Here is a 24,960-nt window from a genome sequence, read left to right on the forward strand (position 1 = left end):
AAGTCGGCAGTAGCAGTCGGCAGTCGGTAGGCTGCTTATTGCCAACTGCATACTGCCTACTGCCACTGCATACTGCCAACTGCCACTAAGGAGCAAGGCTGATCTGCTCGTCACCGTGCTTGTAGTCCACGTAGTTCACGAAGAATTGAAGCATTTCGTCGGTGGTGCGCATGTTGCCGGTGAGCGGTTCACGTGCCATGCGGGGCGGATCGTAGGGGTTGTTGCGGTTGGCCGCAGTGTTGTCGAAGGTGGCGACGACCTGGATCACCGAACCCTTCGGCACGTGCAGCATGTGCGTGAAGGTGTAGGCGAACTGCCAGCGGAAATCCCAGTCGTTGATGCGGATGAAAGGAATGGTGTCGTTGCGCGGGGTAACGGCATAGGCCAGGAAGTGCTTGCCCAACAGGTGCATGTGCGGGTTGATGGTGAGCACGCTGATGTCCTTCGGCACGGTATAGCTGGTGCGGAAAGTCATCACCGTGTCCGGCGGAATGATAAGTGGCGGTATTATCGGGCTCATGCCAAGCGTGCCGAGCGCCAGTTCGTGCATCGGTCGTCCGGGCGGTGTGCTGGTGAACCACAGGTTGAAGCGGGAACGATCGATGGTGTCCCGCATGGACGGGCCGTAGTGAAGGTTGTTCATGAGGAACGCTCCTTTGCGGGGAATGCGATAACCCCCGATGCCGGGCGGATAGATCGGCGGGGCAAGGCCGGGCAGGTAGTTCACCATGTTGGGCGTGAGCGCGGGCCAGGTGCCATCGTCGTTCTGAAGATGCAGTTCCGCAAAAGCGTTCAGGCTCTTGGTGCTGTCCGCGTCGATGTACGCCGCACCCTCGAACACGTCCTTCTTGGCGCCTTCCGCATAGGAGACCATCGCCCCGTTCATGTGGTGGATGCCTTGCATGTTGCCCGGCACGAACTCCACGCCGCTGAGGAAGGTGTCGCGAGGCAGCTCGAAAGGTGCTTTGGCGATGATAAAGCGATCCCGGTTGTCGCCGGGAATGTCGAACGTGTCCGGCAGCCATACCACGGCGTCCGGCTTACCTGTCCCGGCGGACATGCCCATCAACGCACCCTCCGGGAAGACCGGCATGGGCGGCAGGTGCATGGTGTCACCCACAAGGCCGCCCTGGTCCACCCATTTCACGATCGTTGCGATCTGCCGGGCATTGAGCGCTCGGGTTCCGAGGAAGGTGCTGTACGCGGTGTCCGCAGGCCATGGCGGCATCCAGCGGTGGATCACCATCTTGCGGATGGTCTTTGCCTTGCGCCGGATGTCGCGATAGCTCACCAATGCGAATGGCCCGGCCTGTCCTTCGCGATGGCAGGGCATGCAGTTGGCCCGGATGATCGGTGCCACCTCCGCAAAGGTCACCGTGTCCGGCAAGCCTTGCAACACAGGTACATCCACATCTGCAGCATGATCATCACCATCGTTTCCACACGCGGTCATGGCCGCCACAAGCACCACACCGATCAACGCCAGACCGATCGCTCGTGCGGATAAACTCACGCACATCACTCTTCGCATTCCACTATGCAGCCCACGGCAGGGATCTCTGGCTGTGGCTCCCCTGTTGCCAGAAAGGCATCGATCGCATCCACGAGGTAATGCTTCTGCGCCTCGTATTTCTTGCGCCCTTGCCGAATAGCCCGGTCATCAAAAGCGCCGCGATAGACCACCGTTCCATGCGCGTCGGTGAGGTAGCATTCCGGCGTCACCCGGGCCTGCAACGCAAGGGATAGCACGCATCCATTATCCATCACCTGCGGAAAATCAAAACCGGCATCCGCCGAGAACGATGCGGCCTTCTTCTGTTCCATGAACGGCCCTGCATACACCCCCACGACCTTCACCCCTTGGGCAGCATACTTCTCCGATAGCCCTTCGAAAGCTTGGGTGTAGAGCTGGCAGAACGGACACTCCGGGTCCAAGGTGATGAACACGGTGGCCGCCTTTCCCATCAAGGAACTCAACACGATCTCTTCCCCTTGTACGTTGGTCCAAGAGCGGTCCGCAACGGAGGCCACCCTGGCGGGCTTCGGTCCGCAACCTGCCAGCACGATCAAGGTCAACGGAAGCACACCATATGCGATCCGGGAGAGGAGCATGGTGCAAAGCTATGGCCCACCTGAAAAGATGGTCAGCACATTCGCGGAAAGACCGCTCCGTCGCACCTATTCGCTACCCTGCGAAAGTCTTGTCCTGCGCCCACCGCGTTCATCCTTGGTATCCTTGGGCGCGTCCTTCATCTGCCTCAACCAGGTCACCTCCTTTTCGGAAAGATGGCGCCATTTGCCACGGCCCAGATCCTTCTTGGTGAGGCCGGCGAACATTACGCGGTCCAGCTTCACCACTTCGGCCCCGAGCGCTTGGAACATGCGGCGCACGATGTGGTTACGGCCCATGTGGATCATCAAGCCCACCTCGCGCTTGGTAGCACCCACAAAGCTCGCTTCATCGGCGTTCGCAGGGCCGTCATCCAAGTGGACGCCATCAACGAGCTTATGCAGCTCGTCCACGGTCAATGCGCGGTCCAGCGTGGCGTGATAGAGCTTTTGTGCGCCGTGGCTCGGGTGCGTCAGCTTCTTGGCGAGGTCGCCATCGTTGGTGAGCAACAGCACGCCGGTGGTGTTGCGGTCCAAGCGTCCCACGGGATAAAGCCGTTCGGGGCCGGCCTTTGCGATCAAGGACATCACCGTGTGGCGCTCCTGCGGATCGTCGGTGGTGGTGATGGTGTCCTTGGGCTTGTTCAACAGGACATATCGCTTCTGCTCCACGCTCAGCTTCTGCCCGCCGAAGTGGATGATGTCGTCCGGCTTCACCTTGGTGCCCAGCTCGGTCACAATTTTTCCGTTCACGGTCACCACGCCCGTTGTGATCAGCTGATCGGCCTCCCGGCGGCTGCCCACGCCGGCCTGAGCCAAGTATTTGTTCAAGCGGATCAGCCCGTCATTGGCCGGGTTCGGCAAGCTGAAGCGGTTGCTGCGCTCTCCTTTTCGGAAAGGGCGGCGCGTCAAGGGGTCGCCCTCGCGGAAAGTGCGCTCGTCCTGGCTCTGTGTCTTCCATGGCTTGGGCGGCCGGCCCTTTGCATGGCCCGGTCCGGAGGAGGGTGGTCCACCAGTACGATCGTCGCGTCGGGGGCCTCTTGGTCCTGAGGAACGTTCATCCCTGCGCGGGCCTCCTGCACCGGCGTCGCGGCGGGGGCCTCTCGGCCCTGCGGCACTTTCATCCCTACGAGGTCCTCTTGCACCGGCATCCCGGCGGGGACCTTTTGGTCCTGGGGAACGATCATCCCGGCGAGGTCCTTTCGGCCCGGCTGAACTGCGTGGGCCGGCACTTCTTCCTTCGCCGGCACCTCCACGCTCATCGCGGTCGCGCCCCGGTCCTTTCGATCGGCCACGCGCGGGGCCTTCATCCCGGCCAGGCCGTGAAGGCCGTTCACCGCTCTTCCGGTGCTTGCCGGTTCCTTTGGGGCCAGGGCCCTTGCTGGGGCGTTCACCTCTCGGGGAACGGTCGTTCGTGCGCTTGCTCATAGCGTGGGGTAAAATGCGTCGGGGATGTGCAGGACCTCAGGGCCTGCGGGTGTGTGCGTAATGCTGACCACGTCGAAGCGCAGTTCCAATTCTTCGGGAATGGTGTGTACAAGTTCGGTGGCCGCTCGCATCAGATGGCTTCGTTTGGCCGGGCCCACGGACAGTTCCGGGTCGCCCCATCGCGCTGTGTTACGGGTCTTCACCTCCACCACCACGAGAAAATCACCGTCACGGGCAACAATATCGATCTCATCGCGGCCATGGCGCCAGTTGCGGTGCAAGATGGAAAAGCCCTTGGCCTCCAGCCATTGGCATGCCAATTGCTCCCCCTGTTCGCCCGTGCGGTTGTGATCAGCCATGGAACCAACGTTGTGTTGTGCGTAACCCCGCATGGGCCTGCCCCGTTGGAGGGTCAAAGTTCAGCATCTTTCGCCGTCAGGCACCGATAGAAAAATAAACACATGCGTCGATCACTCCGCTACCTTGCCATTACCGGCACTATGCTGGCCGCCACGGCCGCCATCCAAGCCCAAAGTTTCGAGGGCACCATCGAGTTCACCAAGACGACCGGGCCGGTGGTCACCAATTACAAATACTACATCAAGGGCGACCATGTGCGGATCGAGGAGCTCAGCTCCCGCGGCGCCGTGCAGGGCATCATGCTGGTGGACGACCACGACAAGACCGTAACGGCCTTGAGCCCGGACCGTAAGCTCTACATGGACGTGCCCAATATGCGCCTGCCCAAGGAGATCAAGGCAGATGTGAAGAAGACCGGGGAGATGAAGGACATGGCCGGTTACAAGTGTGAAAAATGGGTGGTGAAAAGCCCTTCCGAGGACCGTATGCTCACCTACTGGGTGGCACAGGACGCCTTCGATTTCTTCGTCCCCATGCTGGAAACGCTCAATCGCAAGGACGAGCAGGCCCTGTTCTTCCTGAAGATCGACGGTGCGAAGGGCGTGTTCCCCATGCTGGGCACGGAACAAAAAATGGACGGCAGTGAAGTGAGCCGCCTCGAAGTGACCAAGGTGTCACGCGGCCCCCAAAAGGCCGATCAGTTCGAGATCCCTGCAGGGTTCACGAAGTTCGAGCGCAACTAAGCTGATCGCACCCTCGGCACAGAGGGAACGGCGTACTTGCTAACTCTTCCTGAAGCTCAGCGTGGCCCCTTCGGCGGTCACGCTGAGCTTCACGTTTTGGCCAAGCGCCAGCGCCCGGTTGTCGGCGATATGCCCGGCCGGGAAGTTGTAACAGACCGGATACCCTTTGTCCTGCACCGTCCTTGCGAAAATGGCCTCTGCCGTCAGCCCGAAGGGGTCGGCGGGGTTCTTGTCGTGCATGTCCGTCATCGTGCCCAGCACCAGTCCCGCGCAATTCTCGAAAAGGCCGCCCAGCTTGAGGTTCATCACCATGCGGTCCACGTGGTACAGCAGCTCGTCGAGGTCTTCGATGAAAAGGACCTTGCCCGTGGTGTCAAGGTCGTAGGGCGTGCCACGGAGGGCGTAGAGGATGGACAGGTTCCCTCCAACGAGTTGCCCTTCGCAGGTGCCCATGCGGTCTGTCGGCATACCGTCCCCTTGGTCGGATGGTGACCTACTGATGGCCTGAGGTGTGCCGAACAGGGCCGCTTTCAACGAATCCACGCTCTCAGAGGTCTTGCCGGTGATGTTGAACGGCATCTGCGCATGAAGGGAGCATGCACCAAGGTTATGCAACGCGGAATGCAGCACAGTGACATCGCTGAAGCCGATGATCCATTTCGGCCGCTTCAAAAGCACGGAAAGGTCCAAGAGCTCCAGCAGGTGGACGGTCCCGTAGCCGCCCCGTGCGCACCAAATGGCTTTCACCGCCTCATCGTCCAAGGCCGCTTGCAGGTCGGCCGCTCGTTCTTCCGCTGTGCCCGCCTGCTGGAACCGTTTTCTGCCCACCCCGGCCCCAAGGATCACCTTCAGGCCCCAGCTCTCCGCCAGGGTGATGCCTTCCTGAAGTTCCCCGCTTGTGATGGCTCGGGCCGTGGGGATGATGGCGATGGTGTCGCCTGGACGGAGCGGTGGTGGAATGATCATGCTGCGAAGGTCGCACAAGGTGAACAGGTCCGTTCTTTCCCACGGGAAAGCAGATGAAAAATAGCTTGTAGGGTAACACGAATACCCCAATTGGATCTGCTATTCCAGTGCTGGCCCAGACCTTTGCCGTACATTCAAACCACGATCGGGCAACTTTTCGGCCCGTTATCGCATCATAGCGAAAGCAAGGTCATGACGGATGAGCAATTGGTAGCCGGCTGCCTCAAGGGGGATCCGATCGCCCAAAAGGCGCTTTACCAGACCTATGCCGGAAAAATGATGAGCATTTGCATGCGCTACGCCCCCGACCGTGAACAGGCACAGGACATCCTCCAAGATGGCTTTGTGAAGGTGTTCCAGAAGATCGGGCACTTCCGTGCGGACGGCCCCTTGGGCGGGTGGATCGCGCGGACGATGGTGAACACCGCACTGGACCAGATCCGCCGGAACAAGCCTTTCGACCACAGCTTGGACCTTACCGAGGCCGAGCACCTGCATGCCACGGATGAACAGGCCGTGAGCGCCATGAGCACTTCCGAGCTGATCGCGCTGATCCAGGAGTTGCCCACGGGCTATCGCACGGTCTTCAACCTCTTCGTGATCGAAGGCTATCCGCACAAGGATATCGGGGAGATGCTGGGGATCTCGGAGAACACCTCCAAGTCACAATTCATGAAGGCGCGGGCCTACCTGCGCAAACTGCTGCCGAAGGAAACGGCGGACTTGTACGGACACTGAACACATGAGCGATCAACTGACAGACCTGCTCCGCGAGCGCTTCACCGGCCACGAAATGAACGTGCCGCCGGGCGCATGGGAGCATGTGAGCGGGCAATTAGCCGCAAACGCGAGCGGGGAAAGCCTCCGGGAAGGCCTCCAGGACAAGTTCCGGGGGCACGAGGTGGAAGTGGACCCTTCCGCCTGGGCGAACATCAGCGGGCAGTTGGGCCAAGGGGCCGCCGCAGGTACCTCCTTCAGCACGGGTTGGCTCGCCGCCGGAGTGGCCGCCGTGGCCGTCACCGCGACAGTTTTGCTCTGGAACAGCGGGGATACGCAACAGAAAGCAGCCGTTCCGCAGAAGGCCCAAATTGAGATCGCCGAGGTACCTGCACTGGTGAGCGCCCCAGCAGCGACCCTTCCGACACTTCCGGAACCGGAACCCGTGCGCAAGGAAAATCCGGACCGTCCAGTTGCGGTGAAAGCCTTAACGCCATCGATCCGTCAGGATGCGCAGCGACCCGTTACATCTGCGCCACTTCCCACTCCCAAGCCGGAAGCCACGGACGTTCATGATCAGGCCCACGCCCAGACACAGGAACAAGATCCTGCGGCGATGCGACCCAAAGTGTCCGCACCGGCAATAGCAGCCCCGAAACCGGAGACCGCACCAAAGACGAATGCGGGAACGGACACCCCGATAACAGGCCCGGATGACGACCGGTCGGGCACAACCTCAGCGGAGGACGATCAAGTGAGCGATCTTTCGGCGGACGATCCTTTCCAGATCGCGGCGACCAGCGACATTTTTATCCCCAACGTGTTCAGCCCGCAAGGTGATGGGGTGAACGACAAACTGGAGATCGTTGCCAGGGACTATGATAAAGTGGACGTTCGGATCTTCGCCGCAAAAGGAGGCGCATTGATCTTCCGGTCCAACAACCTCTCGATCATGTGGGACGGCCGCCTGCCCAATGGCAACATCGCCGAGGAAGGGTACTACAAGTGCGTGGTAATGTTGACCGATGCCGATGGACGCCCCCGCGTGAACAGCGAGGTGGTCCGCTTATTCCGATAATTGATGATGACAATCCGCAAATTACTGCTTCCAGCGTTGGCCTTGGCCACAGGGCTGTTCGCGCAGACACCTCCTACGGCCATCACCACGCACGGGGAATACGACACGTGGAAGATGCAGTTCGTCACGCCGCAACCGCCAGCCACGCACTCCGATACTCCGCCGACCACGGGACCGGACGACAACTCGCGCGGTGGAAGCGCCTCGTGTGATTGCTGGGTGACACCGAACACCAGCTATACCACCATCAACAACGACACCCAGTGGAACGCCTCGGGCTTCGGCAATGGCGACGACGGCTCCTACGGGCCGATCAACCTGCCCTTCAACTTCTTCCTGTACGGCCAGAACTTTTCCACGGCCTACATCAACATCAATGGGAACGTCTCGTTCGGCAACTTCATCGGCACGTTCAGCTCCAGCGCCTTCCCCACGACCGGCCCCACGATGGTGGCGCCTTTCTGGGCGGACGTGGATCTGCGCGGCGGGGGTGTGAACAACAACATCGTGCAGTACAAGGTGACCCCCACCGCGCTCTATGTGAACTGGACGAATGTGGGCTACTACAGCATGATGACCGACAAGCTGAACTCCTTCCAGGTCATCATCACAGACGGCGCCGACCCGGTCGTGCCCAACGGGGCGAACGTGTCCTTCTGTTATGGTGACATGCAATGGACCACGGGCAGCGCCTCCAGCGGCACCAACGGTTTCGGCGGAACCCCCGCCACCGTGGGGGCGAACAAAGGTGATGGGGTGAACTACATCCAGTTCGGGCGTTTCGACCATGCCGGAACGGACTATGACGGACCGTTCGGGGCCTCGGACGGGGTCAGTTTCCTGGACAACAAGTACTTCACCTTCGCTACCGACCAGACCACGGGCAACGTGCCACCGGTGGTGACCGGCCAGAGCGTGTGCGACTCCCTCACCGTCTGCACCGACCAGACCACCCAGCTCAGCGTGGACTTCCTTTCCCCCGAGCCCACGCAGATCACTGTGCCTTCCTCGTATTGCAATACACTGAGCAATTATGTGGTTGTGGATTCCGTGGCCGGGCTGAACGCCTCCATCATTACGCAGTTCACGCCGGCCATCGCGGACACCGGCTACCACGACGTCTACTTCCAAGGGACCGATAATGGCAGCCCATCGCTCACTTCCACGCTTCACATCGTCATCCATGTGCTGCCCTCGCCGCAACTGGTCTCCGACAGCATGCTGGTCTGCGACAACGGGGTGCCCTTTGACATGTTAAGCGTACTGGGCGGAAACGCTCCACCCAGCGGTGACTGGAGCGCCCCCGACGGCAGCGCCCATAACAACATCTTCATCCCCGGAGTGGACATAAGCGGCGAATACACCTATTCCGTGGGCATCGGGACCTCCTGTTCCGCCACGGGCGTGGCCACCATCACCAACGTGCCGCATGTAAATGCCGGTGGGGACATCGCGTTGGCGTATTGTTCCTGGGACTATCCGGACGAAATCTTTGCGCACATCCCGGATTCACCGGAGATGGGCGGAGCTTGGGTCAGCCCCAGCGGAATTGCGTTCAACGGCACCATTGACCCACCGACTTCCGCTTCAGGCATTTACCAGTACATCGTCTTGGGCAGCACACCCTGCCCGAACGATACGGCATTCATATCCGTGGCCATTCCCCAAGCCGTGCATGCCGGCACCGACAGTTCCATCACGCTCTGCCGTGACGTTGCTCCCTTCAGCATGCGTAGCAAATTGGGCGGCACAGTCGACGCCACCGGAACATGGGCGGATGTGAACGGCGCCGCCGTGCCCGACCTGTTCGATCCCGCCACCGGAACCATCGGTGTGTACACGTACATCGTATCCGCCGTGCTCCCCTGCCCGGACCAGAGCGCCGTGCTCACCATCAACTTGGACCCGCTGCCCCAGGCCGGGCTGGACAGTTCACTGGTGATCTGCGCCAACGGTGGCAACAGCCCGCTCTTCCCACTGTTGGGCGGAGATCCGGACACGGGAGGTCATTGGCTCACCCCCGAGGATTCGCTGCTCATCAACGGCATCCTTGACCCCAGCTTGGAGCTTTCCGGGGACTACGCTTATGTCACAATTGGTCCCGGCACCTGCTCCCACCTGTCCGATACCTCCATGGTGAACATCCGCATCAACACCCTGCCGGTGATCTCCTTCACCGCCGACCCTGACAGCGGCTGCAACCCGCTGGAAGTGACCTTCACCAACACGACCGACCCGATCTACGTGGGCAACTCCTGCATTTGGGACCCCGGTGACGGCACCGACACGGTGGGCGCATGCGGTAGTTTCACCCACACGTACGCCGAAGCGGGCTGGTACCATGTGAAGCTCCAGGTGACCACCCCACAAGGCTGCACCGACCAACTGATCACGCCCGGCGCGGTCCTGGTAGACCCTGTTCCCGAAGCCACCTTTGTGTTCACTCCGGATCCGGGCACGGCCGCCAACAGCACGGTGGTGTTCTCGGCCACGGACCCTCACGCAGTGGATCTCCAATGGTCATTCCACGACGGTACCGTCCAGAGCGGTCGACAGGTGGCCTACACCTACCCGGACGAGCTGGCGGACAACTATCCAGTCTGCCTTACCGTGCTGGACCGCTACGGCTGCGGGGACACTTGGTGCGACACCATTTCCATCCTGGTGCCCAACCTATGGGTACCGAAGGCCTTCACGCCCGATGGCAACGGGATGAACGACATGTTCAAACCGATCATGTTGGACATGGCCCCGGAAGATTACCACCTGCGCATCTTCGACCGCTGGGGCCAGCTCGTATTCGACACCACCGACCCGGACAAGGGCTGGGACGGCAGCGGGATCAACGGAGGACGCACCGCCACAGGGGTTTATGTCTGGAGGCTTACCTATAGGCCCTTATACGCGGCCGACAAATTGGACCGCTTCGGGAACGTGACCCTGTTGAGGTGACCTCACCTGCATTGCATTCACCAACATGTACCCATAGTTCGAGACCACCGAGAAAACCATCGACCACGGGATCCGTGGGCCATTTGCCCGTCCGGATTATCTTGGCGGACTATTTTAATGGATCGGCCATCAACTGACCGAACAGAACCCAACATGAAGAAGCTCCTCACCCTGGCTTTGCTTGCCTGCGTCCTCAGCACCCAGGTGCACGCACAACGCGTTGAACTCACCGTGGACCAGTATCAGGCGATGAAGGCCACCGGCACCTTGCCCTCGGATTTCCATGTGGCCTATTCCACCCTGCCCCCGCCTCAGGTGCAGCCCTTGAACTTGGCGAAAGGCGGTGGTGGCGGCACCGGCGGGAACTGTAACTGCTGGATCGAACCGGACAACACATACACGCTGGCCATGCAGCCCAATGATGACGGTTCCTCCTCCTTGATCAATCTGCCTTTCCAGTTCGACCTGTACGGGGATCTTTACAATGCTTGCTTCATCAACAACAACGGCAACTTGACGTTCAATGAAGCGCTGTTCTCTTTCAGTGCAGGAGGGTTCCCCGCCGGTCCGGGTGCCGGTGGGTTCAGCGATACGATCATGGTAGCCCCCTTTTGGGCGGACGTGGACACCCGCGGCAATGGCGGTACGGTGAAGTACAAACTGACCCCGAACGCCTTGTACGTGAACTGGACAGACGTGGGGTACTACAGTATGCAGACCGATAAATTGAACTCCTTCCAGCTCATTATCAGCGACGGGACGAACACGGACGTGGGCCTCGGCAGCACCGTGTCGTTCTGCTACAAGGACATGCAATGGACCACTGGCTCCGCATCACAAGGGGTCGGCGGCTTTGGGGGTATTCCTGCCACCGTGGGCGCCAACCGCGGCAACGGCATCGACTACATCCAGTTCGGCCGCTTCGACCATGCCGGCGTTGACTACGACGGACCCTTCGGAGGGACTGACGGCATAAGCTGGTTGGACAACAAGAACTTCGTTTTCACCACGGCGGTGAGCACACAGAACATCCCGCCCATCGCCAGTAGCACCTCGCTATGCGATACCGTGGACGTATGCGTGAACGAGCTGGTGGACCTGGACGTGAACTTCCTCTCTCCCGAGCCCGGCCAGTTGACCTCGGCGAGCTATACCATAGATCCGCCGCTGAACGGGACCGTCACCGAGACGAACTCCGGTCCGATGAACACCGCCAACCTTCATCTCCAGTTCATCCCCACTGTGGGCGATACCGCCAATGGGGGCGTACACACGATCACGTACACCGCCACGGATGATGGAACGCCGGCACTGACCTCCACGATCACCGTGGTGATCCGCGTTTTCTATGTGGGTGCGCCGCCTCCGATGATCACCGGCGACACGGTGGCCTGCGCGGGGCAAGGCGTGCTGCTCACGGCCTCCGGCGGCTACGATAACTATGAGTGGGCCAACGGTTTCAATGGGACCACCGTGCTCGTGGGACCAGGCACCTACTATGTGGAGGCCAGCACGGGTGCGTGCATCCTGGTATCCAATTTCATCACCGTTCACGAGGCACCGACACCCGGACCTGAGATCACCGGGGTGCTTTTCAATTGCGGGGGTGAACCCTCGGTTCTTTCCACCACGGAGCCCTATAACGGCTACTCCTGGAGCACCGGCAGCCAGGACCCCACCATCAGTGTGGGAACCGGCACTTATACTGTGACGGTGACCAACGACGAAGGCTGTGAAGGCACGTCGGCCGCGGTGAACGTGCTGAGCGCGAACTCACCCACGGCATCCTTCATCGGCATCCCCAACGGAGTGGTCTTCCCGGGCACCACGGTGGAGTACACGGACCAATCCAACGGGAACGGCGGGACCATCACGAACTGGTTTTGGGACGCGGATACCTTGGGCAATGGGTCCGGTACCACGTTCGCCCCGACCTTCAATGTGCCGGGCACTTATCCCATCACGCTCACCGTGACCACGGCGGACGGTTGCACCCACACCTATACGTACTACCAAGTAGTGATCCCGGTGGAGATCATCGTCCCCAACGTGTTCAGCCCCAATGGCGACGGACAGAACGATGCCTTGACCTTTGAAGGCGCACAGTATTACCCCAACACCTCGCTTTCCGTGTTCAACCGCTGGGGCCAGGAGGTGTTCACCAGCAGCAACTACAAGAACACCTGGCGCCCCTCGAAGGAAACGCCCGACGGCACCTACTTCTATGTCCTGAAGCTCAGCACGGGCAAGGAATACACCGGCAACGTGACGTTGCTGCGTTGACCTTCACCCACAAACATGAACGGAAGCCCCGCCGGTCGGGGCTTCCGTTCATCATAGCCCCTCCATGAAGGTCATCGACCACCTGCGGAAAAGCGACCGCTCCCTCTTCTCCTTCGAGATCCTGCCCCCGTTGAAAGGCAAGGACATCCGTTCGATCTATGCGGGCATCGACCCTTTGATGGAGTTCAAGCCGAGCTTCGTGAACGTGACCTACCATCGCGAGGAGGTGATCTATAAGGAGCGCGGACAAGGGCTGCTGCAAAAGATCCGCCTGCGGAAAAGACCGGGCACCGTGGGTATTTGCGCGATGATCAAGGCGAAATACGAGGTGGACACCGTGCCCCATCTGATCTGCGGGGGCTTCAGCCGGGAGGACACCGAGGACGCCTTGATCGAGCTGAACTTCCTGGGCATCGACAACGTGCTGGCCCTGCGTGGGGATCCCATTAAAAGCGAACCCCATTTCATCCCGGAACGACAGGGCCATGCCCATGCCGAAGAGTTGATCCGCCAGATCGCCGGGCTCAATAAGGGGCAGTATCTGTACGACGAGGAACAGGAAGCCGCGCCCACCAACCTGTGCGTGGGGGCCGCCTGCTATCCGGAGAAGCACGCCGAGGCGCTGAACCCGGGCACCGACCTGGCCTACCTGAAGCGCAAAGTGGATGCGGGCGCGGAATACCTCGTCACCCAGATGTTCTTCGACAACGCCCGATACTTCGATTTCGTGGAGCGCTGCCGCAAGGAAGGGATCACTGTACCGATCATTCCGGGATTGAAGCCACTGACGAACTTCCGCCACATTTCGTTCATCCCGAAGACCTTCAACATCGACCTTCCGGAGGCTTTCTCCCGCGAATTGGAGAAGTGCAAGTCTGACGAGGACGTGAAGGCGGTCGGCATTGAATGGACCACCCAGCAGGCCAAGGAACTGCAGGCCCAAAAGGTACCCAGCCTGCACTTTTACACCATGGGGCGCTCGGAGGCTGTGAAGGCCATTGCCTCGCAGTTGTTCTGACGTGGCAGCTTTGCTGTCCAATGCCTTGTGTCCAGTGCTTGGACCGCAAAAGACAACACACATAAGACAGACCACACCCCGTAACTTGCATCCCATGCGCTCCTTCCTCCTTCTGACCTTGGCATTTTTGACCTTCCCGGCCCTTGCGCAGTTGAACTACGACGAGGCCGCATTCGACGAAACCGTCCGCAGCGAACGGCACCCCATCGGCGATCTGGACCGGAGCGGCGGCCCTCCCACACGCGGCTACGACATGAAGTACCTGCGTTGCACGTGGGACCTGGATCCCGCCGTCCGCTACATCAGCGGCAGCGTCACCTCCTATTTCACCGCCACCGCCGATCTGGACCAGCTCATCTTCGACCTCAGCGACAGCCTTACGGTGGACGACGTGACCATGCAAGGAAATGCGCTCGCGTACTCCCAAGATCCCGGAGACCTGTTGGTGATCACGCTCCCCGCCACCATTCCGGCCGGACAGACCGATTCCATCACGGTGAGCTATCACGGGGTCCCGCCGAATACCGGCTTCGGAAGCTTCGTCACCGACGAGCATGACGGCGTGCCCATCGTATGGACCTTGAGCGAACCCTACGGCGCCAAGGATTGGTGGCCCTCCAAACAGGACCTCAACGACAAAGTGGATTCACTGGACACGTATGTCACCACGCCGATGAACAACCGGGCCGCCGGGAACGGCGTGCTGATGGCGCCCGACACCACGGGCGACCACGTCACCTGGCATTGGCGGCATCGCCACCCGATCGACTATTATTTGATCGCCACGGCCGTGACCAACTACCAAGTGGACATCCAATACGTGGTGCTGGACGGGGACAGCATGCCGATGGTGACGTACGCGTACCCGGAGGACTTCGACGCGGCAGTGACGAACGCCACCGAGCTTCTCCCGAAAATAACCCTGTTCAGCCAGCTGTTCGGCACCTATCCCTTTGCGAACGAGAAGTACGGCCACGCACAATTCGGATGGGGCGGCGGCATGGAACACCAGACCATGACCTTTCTCGGGGTTTACCATCCGGAGATCTCCGCCCACGAACTGGCGCACCAGTGGTTCGGGGACAAGGTGACCTGTGCCAGCTGGGCGGACATCTGGTTGAACGAGGGCTTCGCCACTTACCTCAGCGGGCTGGCCTATGAATACCTGGCCCCGGTGTACTGGCCCATTTGGAAACAAGGCAAGGTCGGAAGTATAATCAGTCAACCGGATGGCAGCGTGTTCTGCACCGACACGTTGGACCAGAACCGGCTTTTTAGCGGAAGACTCACCTACAACAAGGGTGCGATGGTGATCCACATGCTGCGCTGGATCTGTGGGGACAGCGCTTTCTACAATGGTATGCGCAACTATCTGGACGACCCGACGATCGGCTACGGCACGGCCACCACCGCCGACCTGCAAGCTCACTTGGCGGCCACCTCGGGCCTGGATCTCACCGGCTTCTTCGCCGATTGGTTCACCGGCGAGGGTTATCCCTCCTACACAACGGTGTGGTCCCAAGACGACGCAGGCGAGGTACATGTCTCCCTGTCCCAGACCGCCTCACACCCCTCGGTAGACTTCTTCGAACTGCCCGTGCCTATTCGATTCTATGGCGGAGGTACCGATAGCACAGTGGTATTGGACAACACGGTGAATGACCAAGGATTCAGTTTCCACCTGCCCTTCCCCATCGACAGCGCGGCCTTCGATCCCGACATCTGGCTGATCAGCGGCCACAACCTCACCACTTCGGTGAGCGAACTGGACCGAGACCGACCGCTGCTGGTCCTCTATCCGAACCCGGCGGCCGACATCCTCCATTGGCGCATTCCCGGCTCCGGGCCACGACTGCTGGCACGGGTAGTAGACGCGCTCGGCCGGACCGTATTCACCGGGGATGCCAGAGACGGGAACATCGATATCCACGGGCTTTCCTCCGGTGGCTATGTGCTGGAGCTGAGCGGAGGTGGGGTGGTGCTGCGTTCGCGGTTTGTTAAGCGGTGATCGACCCGCCAAGCACACGCGCCACGTACTTCCCCACCACGTCGAACTCCACGTTCACCCTGCCTCCAACGGCCAACGTGCGGAACGTGGTGTGCTCATGCGTGTACGGGATCACCGCTACGCTGAAGGAGCGGTCATCCAACGCGGCAATGGTGAGGCTCACGCCGTCCAAACAGACAGAACCTTTCTCCACCAACAGCTCCTTTTGCTCCGGCAGGGAGAACGAGAACCACCAGGATCCATCGCGCTCTTCCGCTGCGCTACAGGTCACCACAGTGTCCACGTGGCCTTGCACCATGTGGCCGTCGAGCCGGTCGCCGATACGGAGGCAGCGTTCCAAATTGACTGGATCGCCGACCTGTAATGCGCCGAGGTTGCTGCGTTGCAGGGTCTCCTCCACCGCCGTAACGCGATAACGATCTTCCATCAACTCCACAACCGTGAGGCAGACGCCGTTGTGTGAAACGCTCTGGTCCACGCGCAGCTCCGGGGCCATGCGCGCCTTGATCACAAATTCCTTGTTGCTGCCGGTGGTGCTCACTTCCTGCACCTCGCCCACCTCTTCCACGATGCCGGTGAACATCAGTTCTGCTGTGCGTGGTTGCCGCCGAGGATGTGGACGTAGCCTTTCAGCACTTCCGGCGTGGAGCCTTGCAGCCGCTTGAAGATCACCTGACAGACATAGAAGTAGACACCGTCCGGCACCGGCTCGCCATCGTTGTTCAGCGTGCCGTCCCACTGGATCGCGGGGTCCTGCGTGGTGAAAACGATCTGGCCCCAGCGGTTGAAGACCTGCAGGTCGATCTCCTTCACGCCGCGGTACGGGAAGGGAATAAAGAGGTCGTTCACGCGGTCGCTGTTGGGCGTGAAGACGTTCGGCAAGGTGTATTCCGGACAATTGTCGCCGCAGACCCGGTCGCTGAAAGCGCTCTCGTTGCCCACGGAATCGATGGCGGTGACCACGTAGCAACCGGCCACGGAACTGCCGTCGGTGTGCGTGAACGTGGTGTCCTCGGCACCGGTGATGGTGTGGATCAGGATCATTTCCCCACCCAAGCTGTCGGTGAAGTAGATGTTGTAGCGCCAGGTATCACTGGCGCAGCTGTTGTTGGGGTTGTTCCACGTGAGCGTGTTCAGCGGCAGCTCGCAATCGTTGACGATGGAAAGCGTGGGCGGGCACGGCGGTGTAAGGTCCACCGGCGTGGCGCAGGTCTCTTGGCTGAAGTTGATCAACGGTGCGGCGATGGCTGGATCGTCGTATGCCCCGGTGGTCTTCACGTAGTAGCAATAGGACTCACCGTTCACCAGGCCGGTGTCCACGTAGGTGGGCTCGGTGCCGGTACCGACGTAGGTGAAGACCCCGCCGATCTGCCGGTAGACATCGAACTGCGTATTGATCCACGGCGCGTTGTAGTTGATGTGCAGCGTGACCTGCTCATCGTTCGGCTCCGGGACGATGAAAACGCTGGAGGCCATGTTGCTGGGGCCGATCAGCGTGTTGCCATCGTCGCCATAGAGGTCCACGCGATAGGTATGGCCGGTGGAGCGCGTGTCCAAGCCTTGATCGATAAAGCTGGTGTCGGGGTTTGCCAAGATCGGAGAAGTGGCGCTGGTATGTACGAGTGCGGTGGCGGAGGTCAGGCCATTTCCGCGATACACCTTGAAGAGATAGGGGCCGGGATGCTGGATCGTGTCCAGGTCGAAGGCATTGCTCCAGCGCACGGTGTCCACGCCGTTTGCGTTATCGGTCACGCCCACGCTTACGTGCGTCATGATGGGCACGTCGCGCTGCAGCAGGTTGCAAAACTCCACGCTCGCGTAGCTCTGCGCGCCGTCCGGGAAAACGGCCACTACCATGTAGCAATAGGTGATGCCGAAGGCCAGCCCCGCGTCCGTGTAGTTCGTGTTGTTCAGCCCGGTGGTGCTGCCGATGTACTGATAACCGGTATAGGCCGGCACACCCGTCTCGCAGGGGCCATGGATAAAGCCATAGGAACCCTGTCGACGATAGATGCGATAGCCCGTGGCATTGGAGCAGATGCTGGGGTCCCAAGCCAGTTCCATCACGCCACCATTCGGCGTGGCGCTGGGATTTTGCGGCGCGGGGGCCACCACGGTGATGAACATGGTCTCATAATCCTGCAGCTGCACCATGTTGTAGTTGTCGCGGGCATTGAAGACCACTTGGTAAGGCTGTTGCCGCACGTGCGAGCAGTTGGTGTTCCACGAGAACGTGCCGAAAACGATGTTCTGGGATGGGGACGAGTTGAACACCGCGGGGGAACTGGCCACTTGGAACGGTCCGCCCAGCGCGCTCAAGGTGATGGTCTGGCCCGCGTCGGGGTCGGTGGCCTGCACGCCGAAGGTGAGGAAGGTGCCCGCTTCCACGCAGGTATCGTTCACCTCGGCGATCACCGGAGGCCGATCGTTGCAGGGGCCCACGATCACCTGCATGTCGCGTTCCACCCAGCCGATGTTCACCCAATGCCCGTTGATCATCCGCCACTCCCTGACGATGAAGGCGATGTTGTAAATGCCGGACTGCTGCGGGGAATCCCAGGTGATGGTGCCAGTGACCGGATCGATGGCATACTGGTTGTTCGCGCCGGGCGAGATCTGGTTTGGGAACAGATAGCCGGGGATAGGGTCACCTATACCATCGAGCGGATTGCTCAGATCACCTCCCAAGCAGACTACCGGTTCGAAGGAAAGGCTGTCGCCATCGGAATCGTACCCGCCCGGATTGTGGACCCACAGTTGACCCAAGCAGGCATTCTGGATGGGCGGATTAAGGAATTGTGGCGTGCAATTATTGCCCGCAGTGCTGATCACCAACCGGGTCTGCACGCACATGGGCACGTTCACCGAGCCGGGGATGTTCACCACATCGGCCACCCGGTTGGGGTCGATGTACTGAAGCAGGAACACGCCCGGCCCGGGGTAGACATGCGTGTGGATGTAAAGGTTCCGTTGCGTGTTGATCCCGGCGATCTGCACCAATGTCGCGGAATCCCGCTGGATCGTGTCCAAGGGCGTGTTGTCGCCCCAGTCCAGAATGAATTCAGGCCGGTCCGCCTGGGAATTGGGATTGGTATAGGTAATGATGGTGACCCTATAAGTGAGGCTTGTGGAATCTCCGACATGGCACACCAAGATCTCCCCCGCCTCATTGTGCGTGGCCCGGGCCGTAAAAGCAAAGCCCAACAAGAGGCCGGCACATAAAGTGCGGAAAAGGCTGTTCATCGTTGTTACAAAGTACGGGAATTCCGGGCCTTGTCCATCGGCCTCCGGTCACCGTTGCATGGCTCACCGCCACCTTTGGCCGGTTTTCGCGGGAAACACAGAAGGATTTAACCGCAAAGGACGCAAAGAGCGCAAAGAAATACTCCTCACCCCCAGCCCCTCTCCCAAGGAGAGGGGTGACTCACTTAGCTCAGTAGCAGAGACGCCCCAGTTCCGAACTTCCCACCAAATTATCCGCGCCCTTCCGAGAAAACCGGTATGAAACATTTGCGCCCTTGGCGGAAGTAGTCGAAGCCGTCAACCGCGACACCCCCAAAGCCGTTGCGAACGTTGCGGTCCGATCTCTTTCTGATCTTGCGTCCTTCACTACCGCAGGCAGTGCCTTCTCTTCTACTTTGTGCTCTTTGTGTCCTTCGTGGTATAAACCGCATTTCTCTGCGTCTCCGCGCCTCTGCGACCAAACATCACATTCCCGTAGCGGTGGAAAACCATTACGCCTGCGGACGGGAAGCTATCTTCGGCCTCCATAAAATCCATAGATATCCGCTCCGCCCATGCTCCAGATCACCAAGACCAACCGCACGGCCGGCGCCAAAGACATGCTGGTGATCCTCGCCGATCCCGCACAATTGCGCAGCATCGACCTGGAGCGCAACGACCGCCAATACCTGCTGGAGCAATTGAAGGATGACGCCTTGGTGGCGACCTGCGACATCAGCGGGCGGTTAGTGATGGTACACCAGGTGCGGCAAGGACCCCCCTCCAAACAACTGGAAAAGGCACGCCAGGCAGGCAACGCCATGGCCCTGAAATTGATCGCCGCCAAGCGGGAAGAAGCCCAGGCCGTGAGTTTGCAGGATGATGCGGACCTCACTTTGGCGCTGGTGGAAGGCGCTACGCTCGGTTCGTATGCCTTCAACCGCCACAAGACCGGGGAGCAGCCCCGCACCTTGAAAAAGCTCAGCCTTATCGCTTCAGTGGTGAAGCCTGCGGCCTTGCAGGAAATGCTGGATGTCTGCGAAGCCACGCTCAACGCCCGCGACCTCGTGAACGAACCCGCCTCGCACCTCAGCGCCGTGCAGCTTGGCGAAGCAGCCCAGAAGCTGGCCAAGAGCTGCGGCTTCACCGCCAAGGTGATGAACAAGAAGCAGATCGAGGCCGAGAAGATGGGCGGTCTTCTCGCCGTGAACCAAGGGAGCATCGACCCGCCGGTCTTCATCGTGATGGAATGGAAGCCGAAGAACGCGGTGAACAAGAAGCCCGTGCTGCTGGTGGGCAAAGGCGTGGTGTACGATACCGGCGGTCTCAGCCTGAAACCGACACCCAACAGCATGGATTCCATGAAATGCGACATGGGCGGCTCCGCAGCGGTGATCGGCGCGATCTCCATCGCGGCGAAGCAGAAGCTGCCCTTGCACGTGGTGGCCTTGGTGCCCTCCACGGACAACCGCCCCGGCGGCAAGGCCTTCGCGCCCGGCGACGTGCTGAAGATGCACAGCGGCCTCACCGTGGAGAACCTCAACTCGGATGCCGAGGGCCGCTTGATCCTTGCCGATGCGCTGAGCTATGGCGAGCGCTACGATGCCGAAGTGGTATTCACCTTGGCCACGCTCACCGGGGCCGCCATGCGCGCCATCGGCACCCAGGGCACAGTGACCATGGGCACCGCCAGTGAGAAGCAATTCGCCATGCTGCATGCCGCCGCCGACACCACGTTCGAGCGCGTGGCGCAGATGCCCTTCTGGGAAGAATATGACGAGGAGCTCAAGAGCGACGTTGCCGACCTGAAGAACATCGGTGGAGCGATGGCCGGGCAGATCACCGCCGGGAAATTCCTCGCCCGCTTCACCACCAAGCCGCTCATTCACTTGGACATCGCCGGGCCCGCCTTTCTGGACAAGCGCGACCATTATCGGACCAAGGGCGGCACCGGTGTGGGCGTGCGTTTGGTGTATGAATTCCTCAAGCGCCGCGCAGCGGCCAAGTGACCATGATCGAAGGACCTGTGCGTGTGGGCATCAGTTGCGGCGACCTCAACGGCATCGGCCTGGAGGTGGTTTTGAAGACTTTTGAGGACCCGCGGATGTTGCTGGAATTGACCCCCGTGTTGTACTGCGGTGCGCGCGCGGTGAGCTTTCACCGGAAAGCCCTTGGTGGCATGGAGCAGATGCAGATCAACGGGATCGCCGATGCGCAGGACGCCATTCCCAAGAAGCTGAACGTGGTGCATGCCTGGGAGGAAGAAGCACCCATCGAGCTCGGCGTTCCGTCCGGCAAGGCGGCCAGCTTCGCGATACAAAGTTTGGAAGCCGCCGCACAGGACCTCAGCTCCGGGAAAGTGGACGTGCTGGTGACGGCCCCGATCGACAAGCACAGCATGGAAATGGCGGGCTTCGGCTTTCCGGGGCACACTGAATTCCTCGCGCACATGGCCGGCGGCGATGCGGAAGTGCTGATGCTGTTGGTGAGCGAGAACCTGCGCGTGGGCACCGTCACCGGGCACATCCCGTTGAAGAGTGTCGCGGAATCGATCACGGTGGAACGGATCATGGTGAAAGCGCGCCTGATGCACCAAAGCCTGGAGCGCGACTTCGGCATCACCGGTCCCAAGATCGCGATCCTGGGGCTCAACCCACATGCAGGTGATGGCGGCACGCTCGGTAGTGAGGACAAGGAACGGATCCTGCCGGCCGTCCGGAAACTCAACGAGGAAGGCATCATTGCCATGGGCCCCTACCCCGCCGATGGCTTCTTCGGGAACGGCAGCTACAAGCACTTCGATGGCGTGCTGGCGATGTACCACGATCAAGGGCTGGCACCGTTCAAGGCGCTCAGCTTCGGGCATGGCGTGAACTACACCGCCGGCCTGCCGGTGGTGCGCACCAGCCCCGACCATGGAACAGGCCTCGACATCGCCGGCAAGGGCATCGCCGACGAGGGTTCCTTCCGTCACGCGGTGTGGTTGGCCTGCGACATCCTTCGAAACCGCGAAGCCTACAAGGCGATGACGGCGAACCCGCTGCAGGCGCAGAAACGGGAGAAGGGAAGGCGGGACGAATGATCCCGACCTAACTCAGAGTTAACGTCTTCGGGGTTCACCCCCGCCGGTCCAAAACCGTGGCCTTTTTCCTTCCCGCACCCTGCAATTCTGCCATCATTTGCGGGTCCACGAATTCCAATCGCGGCACCACACGCAACGTGGCCCGGATGTGCTCCTTCAGCTTGTCCACCAGGGCATCGCTGCGGTGGGCGCAGAGAATGTTCACCACGACCTCGTCGTGGCCCAGCTCATCGCGGTCGATGATCACCACGGAGGCTTCCACCTCAAGGAAACTTGCCAGTAGGTCGTTCAGCACGGGCGGGTACAGGGTGGTCCCTTTGTACTTCACCATGTGTTGTTTGCGCCCCAGTACCGGGCCTAAGCGCATGGTGGTGCGTCCACACGCGCACGCCTCGTGATGCGCCTCCACGATGTCGCCGGTGCGGAAGCGGATCAGTGGCATGGCCTCGACGCCTAGCGGGGTCACGACGAGCTCACCGGCTTCACCGGGTTTCACGGGCGCACCATTCTCGTCCACTATCTCAGTGATGATCAGCTCCGGGCGATGATGACCTCCGTTGAATTGACCGCACTCCGTGAAAGCCGTGGCCATTTCGGTGGAGGCGTAGGTGCCGTGCAAGGCGATCGGCCATGCATCCTGGATCCTTCTGGCCAGGGCATTGGGAGCCAGTTGGCGATCGCGCACCGGCTCACCGATGCAGATGATGGACCGTACGGAAGTGGACTTCGGATCGATGCCGTTCTCCGCTGCGTACTGGAGCATCTTCAAGAGGAAGGAAGGCACGGCGACCAAGTGGTCCGGGCGCAGGCGTTCGATGGAGGACCACTGCAATTGCGGCGATCCCGCACCGGTGCGGATGATGCCGGCACCCAACTTCCGGGCACCGAGGAAGTACGCCAAGCCCGCCATGAAGCGGCGGTCCATGGTGGCCATGAGCTGGATCACATCACCGGGTTGCACACCGGCACAGGCGAAGGAGAGCGCCTCGTTCCGCGCCAAGCGGTCCAGGTCACCATCGCTCAAGGCGATGACGACAGGCTCGCCGGTGGTGCCGGACGTGGCGACGAAGTCGGCCACCTGCTCGCGGGGCACGCACAGGAAGTCCATGTTGTGGTCACGCAACTGGTCCTTGTCCGTGCAGGGGATCCGGCGCAGATCTTCCAATGAACGGATCGATGTGGGATCGATACCGTGCAGCTTGAACAGGCTTTTGTAGAATGGCGAATGCGCTGCCACATGCGCGATCTGCGCACGCAAGCCTGCCTCTTGCACATCCTTCACCTGTTGCGGTGTGGCGGTATCCGGTTCAGCGTTCAATGCTTGGCTTTTTTGCGGCTCTTGTGCAGGAGCTTCCCGATCTGCTCCCGCTTGTGGGTGTACGGTATTGGCAGCTTCAGCGCTTGTTCCAATTGTTCCTCCGCTTTGTTGTATTCGCGGTGGGCATAATGGTACGCACCGGCGAGGTAATGCGCTTCCCAGGATCCGGGGTTCAAGGGCACGATGGCATCCGGGTCCGGCATTTCATCGCCTGAATGGTGCGCCTTCTCCAATTCGGTACGCTTGAGCCTGAACTGTTCGTAATCAGCGAATTCCTTGGTATGCTCAAAGGGATCGGCGGGGATGGCCAGCGAGTCGATCATGAAAGACTTCACAGTGTCTGTCGCCTTCATGTCGTTGAACACTTCGTCGAGGTCATAAGCGATGTAGTCACCGAGCTGATAGGGCGGTGTGGAGATCCATACCTGTCTGCTTTCCGGCTTGAAGATGATGGAGTGATGCGCCATCAGCTGGTTGATGGCGAGCTCATTCCCATTGCCCAAGGGCGCATCCTTCAAGCCTTTTCGTTCCCGCAGAATGGCCGCTGCTGCCGGCGGGTCCATGCACGGGGTTCGGGCGATCAGTTCCTCCAAGCGCTCAAAGCGGTACATGGAGTGGCTTTCTGCGATCTGCTGCCTGTTGCGGCGGTCCTTGGCGTAAGCCTCTCCCTGGAAGTGGTTCGTGCAGACGAGGTGATCCGCGCCAGGCACTTGGAACACGTCCATCTTGCGCGGCGACTTCTCGATCACCACGGCCCGGCCGTCCTTGGCGCTGCCGATCATCAGCGACTCGGAAACGAAGACGTCGCGCTTCTTCGCGATCGCGACGGCCTCATCGATGGTGCTGGCGTACTGCATGATCTCCAAGGCCAGGATGCTGATGGGCGTCTTGGCCTGAAGCGGTACGCTGGACCTTCCGGAGTTCATGGTGACGGTGAGCCCCTGGTCGTTCATGCCCGATAGCACGCCGATGAAGCCCGGCCAGGAGACCGACATGAAGCGGTGCCCGAGCGCGGGTGCGATGAAGGACACGACGCGGTTCTCCGCAAACGCATCGCCCGCATAAAAATCGAAGTTGCGCCCGATGATCAGCTCGCCGTCACAGCTGCTTTCGCCCCACGCTGCGAACGAGCTGCATTCCACCAAGGCCATCTGCTGCACGGCATGGCCGATGTCATGCGCGCCGTGCAGGTACAGCGCACGCATATAGGCCGGTGCCACATGGTCGTACGTATGCCCGTCATAGCGTGAAAGTCCTTCGATCTCCGCGAGGTATTCATTGGTGACATGCTTGTACATGTTGCGGTTGAACCAGCCTAAGAACTTGATCAGCAGGCGTTGTTTCCCGGGCTTCGGCACCAGGTCCTTGATCTTATCAAAAAAAATGTTCTCCTGATGCCGGTACAGGTCCCCTTCCAAGGCACCTTGATAGAGGCCGAGCTCCAGCGGATCGCCTTGCAGCCGTAATTCCCACAGCCCGTGGTCGTTCCGGAGCAAGGTGCCCGTGCCGCACCGGCGGACGTCACCGGCACTGTCCAGCAACTGCACTTGTGGAATGCTATCGTTGTAGCCGCTGAGGTCCGGCATGTGGTGCAGCGCCTTTCGCACACCACAGGAACTTAGCAGTGTGGCCAGTAGAGCGGCTCCGATCAGGCTGTTCACCCTGCTACGCATCAC

General features: G+C 60.6%; 18 protein-coding genes. 9 read left to right on the forward strand and 9 right to left on the reverse strand.

The genetic code is table 11. The annotated features are described in order from the left end of the window. Positions 1-85: 85 nt before the first annotated feature. From IPP95_09360 to IPP95_09375, 4 genes are all read right to left on the reverse strand, one after another. Positions 86-1,531, reverse strand: coding sequence for a hypothetical protein (locus IPP95_09360; protein ID QQS71400.1), 1,446 nt, complete (start codon positions 1,529-1,531; stop codon positions 86-88). Further along, positions 1,519-2,112, reverse strand: coding sequence for a redoxin domain-containing protein (locus tag IPP95_09365; GenBank protein ID QQS71401.1), 594 nt, complete (start codon positions 2,110-2,112; stop codon positions 1,519-1,521). Before IPP95_09365 ends, IPP95_09360 begins: the two co-directional genes overlap by 13 nt. A gap of 66 nt (positions 2,113-2,178) precedes the next feature. Continuing rightward, complete coding sequence (locus IPP95_09370) at positions 2,179-3,537, reverse strand: RNA-binding S4 domain-containing protein (GenBank protein ID QQS71402.1); 1,359 nt, start codon at positions 3,535-3,537, stop codon at positions 2,179-2,181. Continuing rightward, positions 3,534-3,896, reverse strand: coding sequence for a YraN family protein (locus IPP95_09375; GenBank protein ID QQS71403.1), 363 nt, complete (start codon positions 3,894-3,896; stop codon positions 3,534-3,536). Before IPP95_09375 ends, IPP95_09370 begins: the two co-directional genes overlap by 4 nt. 102 nt (positions 3,897-3,998) lie before the next feature. Between IPP95_09375 and IPP95_09380 the strand changes: the two genes are divergently transcribed. Next, positions 3,999-4,640 carry a DUF4412 domain-containing protein gene (locus IPP95_09380; GenBank protein ID QQS71404.1) on the forward strand — a complete coding sequence of 214 codons (642 nt, stop codon included), beginning with the start codon at positions 3,999-4,001 and terminating at the stop codon, positions 4,638-4,640. A gap of 39 nt (positions 4,641-4,679) precedes the next feature. On the opposite strand, the gene IPP95_09385 is transcribed toward IPP95_09380, so the two are convergent. After that, positions 4,680-5,606 carry an LD-carboxypeptidase gene (locus IPP95_09385; protein QQS71405.1) on the reverse strand — a complete coding sequence of 309 codons (927 nt, stop codon included), beginning with the start codon at positions 5,604-5,606 and terminating at the stop codon, positions 4,680-4,682. A gap of 192 nt (positions 5,607-5,798) precedes the next feature. Here IPP95_09385 and IPP95_09390 point away from each other — a divergent pair, with 192 nt between their 5' ends. From IPP95_09390 to IPP95_09415, 6 genes are all read left to right on the forward strand, one after another. Then, complete coding sequence (locus IPP95_09390; GenBank protein QQS71406.1) at positions 5,799-6,344, forward strand: sigma-70 family RNA polymerase sigma factor; 546 nt, start codon at positions 5,799-5,801, stop codon at positions 6,342-6,344. Between the two features lie 4 nt (positions 6,345-6,348). Beyond that, positions 6,349-7,401 carry a gliding motility-associated C-terminal domain-containing protein gene (locus IPP95_09395; protein ID QQS71407.1) on the forward strand — a complete coding sequence of 351 codons (1,053 nt, stop codon included), beginning with the start codon at positions 6,349-6,351 and terminating at the stop codon, positions 7,399-7,401. Between the two features lie 3 nt (positions 7,402-7,404). Next, entirely contained in the window at positions 7,405-10,353 is a 2,949-nt protein-coding gene (locus IPP95_09400; protein QQS71408.1) for a gliding motility-associated C-terminal domain-containing protein, read from the forward strand. A gap of 153 nt (positions 10,354-10,506) precedes the next feature. Then, positions 10,507-12,636: a gliding motility-associated C-terminal domain-containing protein gene (locus tag IPP95_09405; protein QQS71409.1), complete on the forward strand. Its 2,130-nt coding sequence runs from the start codon at positions 10,507-10,509 to the stop codon at positions 12,634-12,636. A 64-nt stretch (positions 12,637-12,700) separates the two neighbouring features. Continuing rightward, positions 12,701-13,654, forward strand: a complete 954-nt coding sequence (gene metF, locus IPP95_09410; GenBank protein ID QQS71410.1) for a methylenetetrahydrofolate reductase [NAD(P)H] — start codon at positions 12,701-12,703, stop codon at positions 13,652-13,654. Between the two features lie 94 nt (positions 13,655-13,748). After that, positions 13,749-15,662, forward strand: coding sequence for a T9SS type A sorting domain-containing protein (locus IPP95_09415; GenBank protein ID QQS71411.1), 1,914 nt, complete (start codon positions 13,749-13,751; stop codon positions 15,660-15,662). Here the strand turns inward: IPP95_09415 and IPP95_09420 are convergent. Both IPP95_09420 and IPP95_09425 read right to left on the reverse strand, forming a co-directional pair. Further along, entirely contained in the window at positions 15,652-16,245 is a 594-nt protein-coding gene (locus IPP95_09420) for a riboflavin synthase (protein QQS71412.1), read from the reverse strand. The two genes, IPP95_09415 and IPP95_09420, sit on opposite strands and share 11 nt — an antisense overlap. Then, the gene (locus IPP95_09425; protein ID QQS71413.1) at positions 16,245-18,905 is read right to left on the reverse strand and encodes a gliding motility-associated C-terminal domain-containing protein; all 2,661 of its coding nucleotides are present in this window, start codon (positions 18,903-18,905) and stop codon (positions 16,245-16,247) included. Before IPP95_09425 ends, IPP95_09420 begins: the two co-directional genes overlap by 1 nt. 731 nt (positions 18,906-19,636) lie before the next feature. Here IPP95_09425 and IPP95_09430 point away from each other — a divergent pair. After that, positions 19,637-20,893, forward strand: coding sequence for a leucyl aminopeptidase (locus tag IPP95_09430; GenBank protein QQS74239.1), 1,257 nt, complete (start codon positions 19,637-19,639; stop codon positions 20,891-20,893). Between the two features lie 2 nt (positions 20,894-20,895). Beyond that, positions 20,896-21,966 (forward strand): 4-hydroxythreonine-4-phosphate dehydrogenase PdxA, encoded by a 1,071-nt coding sequence (pdxA, locus tag IPP95_09435; protein ID QQS71414.1) that lies wholly within the window; start codon positions 20,896-20,898, stop codon positions 21,964-21,966. Positions 21,967-22,000: 34 nt separating this feature from the next. Here pdxA and IPP95_09440 read toward each other — a convergent pair whose 3' ends face one another. Further along, positions 22,001-23,284, reverse strand: a complete 1,284-nt coding sequence (locus tag IPP95_09440; protein QQS71415.1) for an AMP-binding protein — start codon at positions 23,282-23,284, stop codon at positions 22,001-22,003. Further along, a complete protein-coding gene (locus IPP95_09445; GenBank protein ID QQS71416.1) occupies positions 23,281-24,957 on the reverse strand; it encodes an acyl-CoA--6-aminopenicillanic acid acyl-transferase in 1,677 nt (558 codons plus the stop codon). The genes IPP95_09440 and IPP95_09445 overlap by 4 nt, the downstream gene beginning before the upstream one ends. Positions 24,958-24,960 lie beyond the last annotated feature (3 nt).

The organism is Flavobacteriales bacterium (genome assembly GCA_016700415.1).
GTDB lineage: Bacteria > Bacteroidota > Bacteroidia > Flavobacteriales_F > PHOS-HE28 > PHOS-HE28.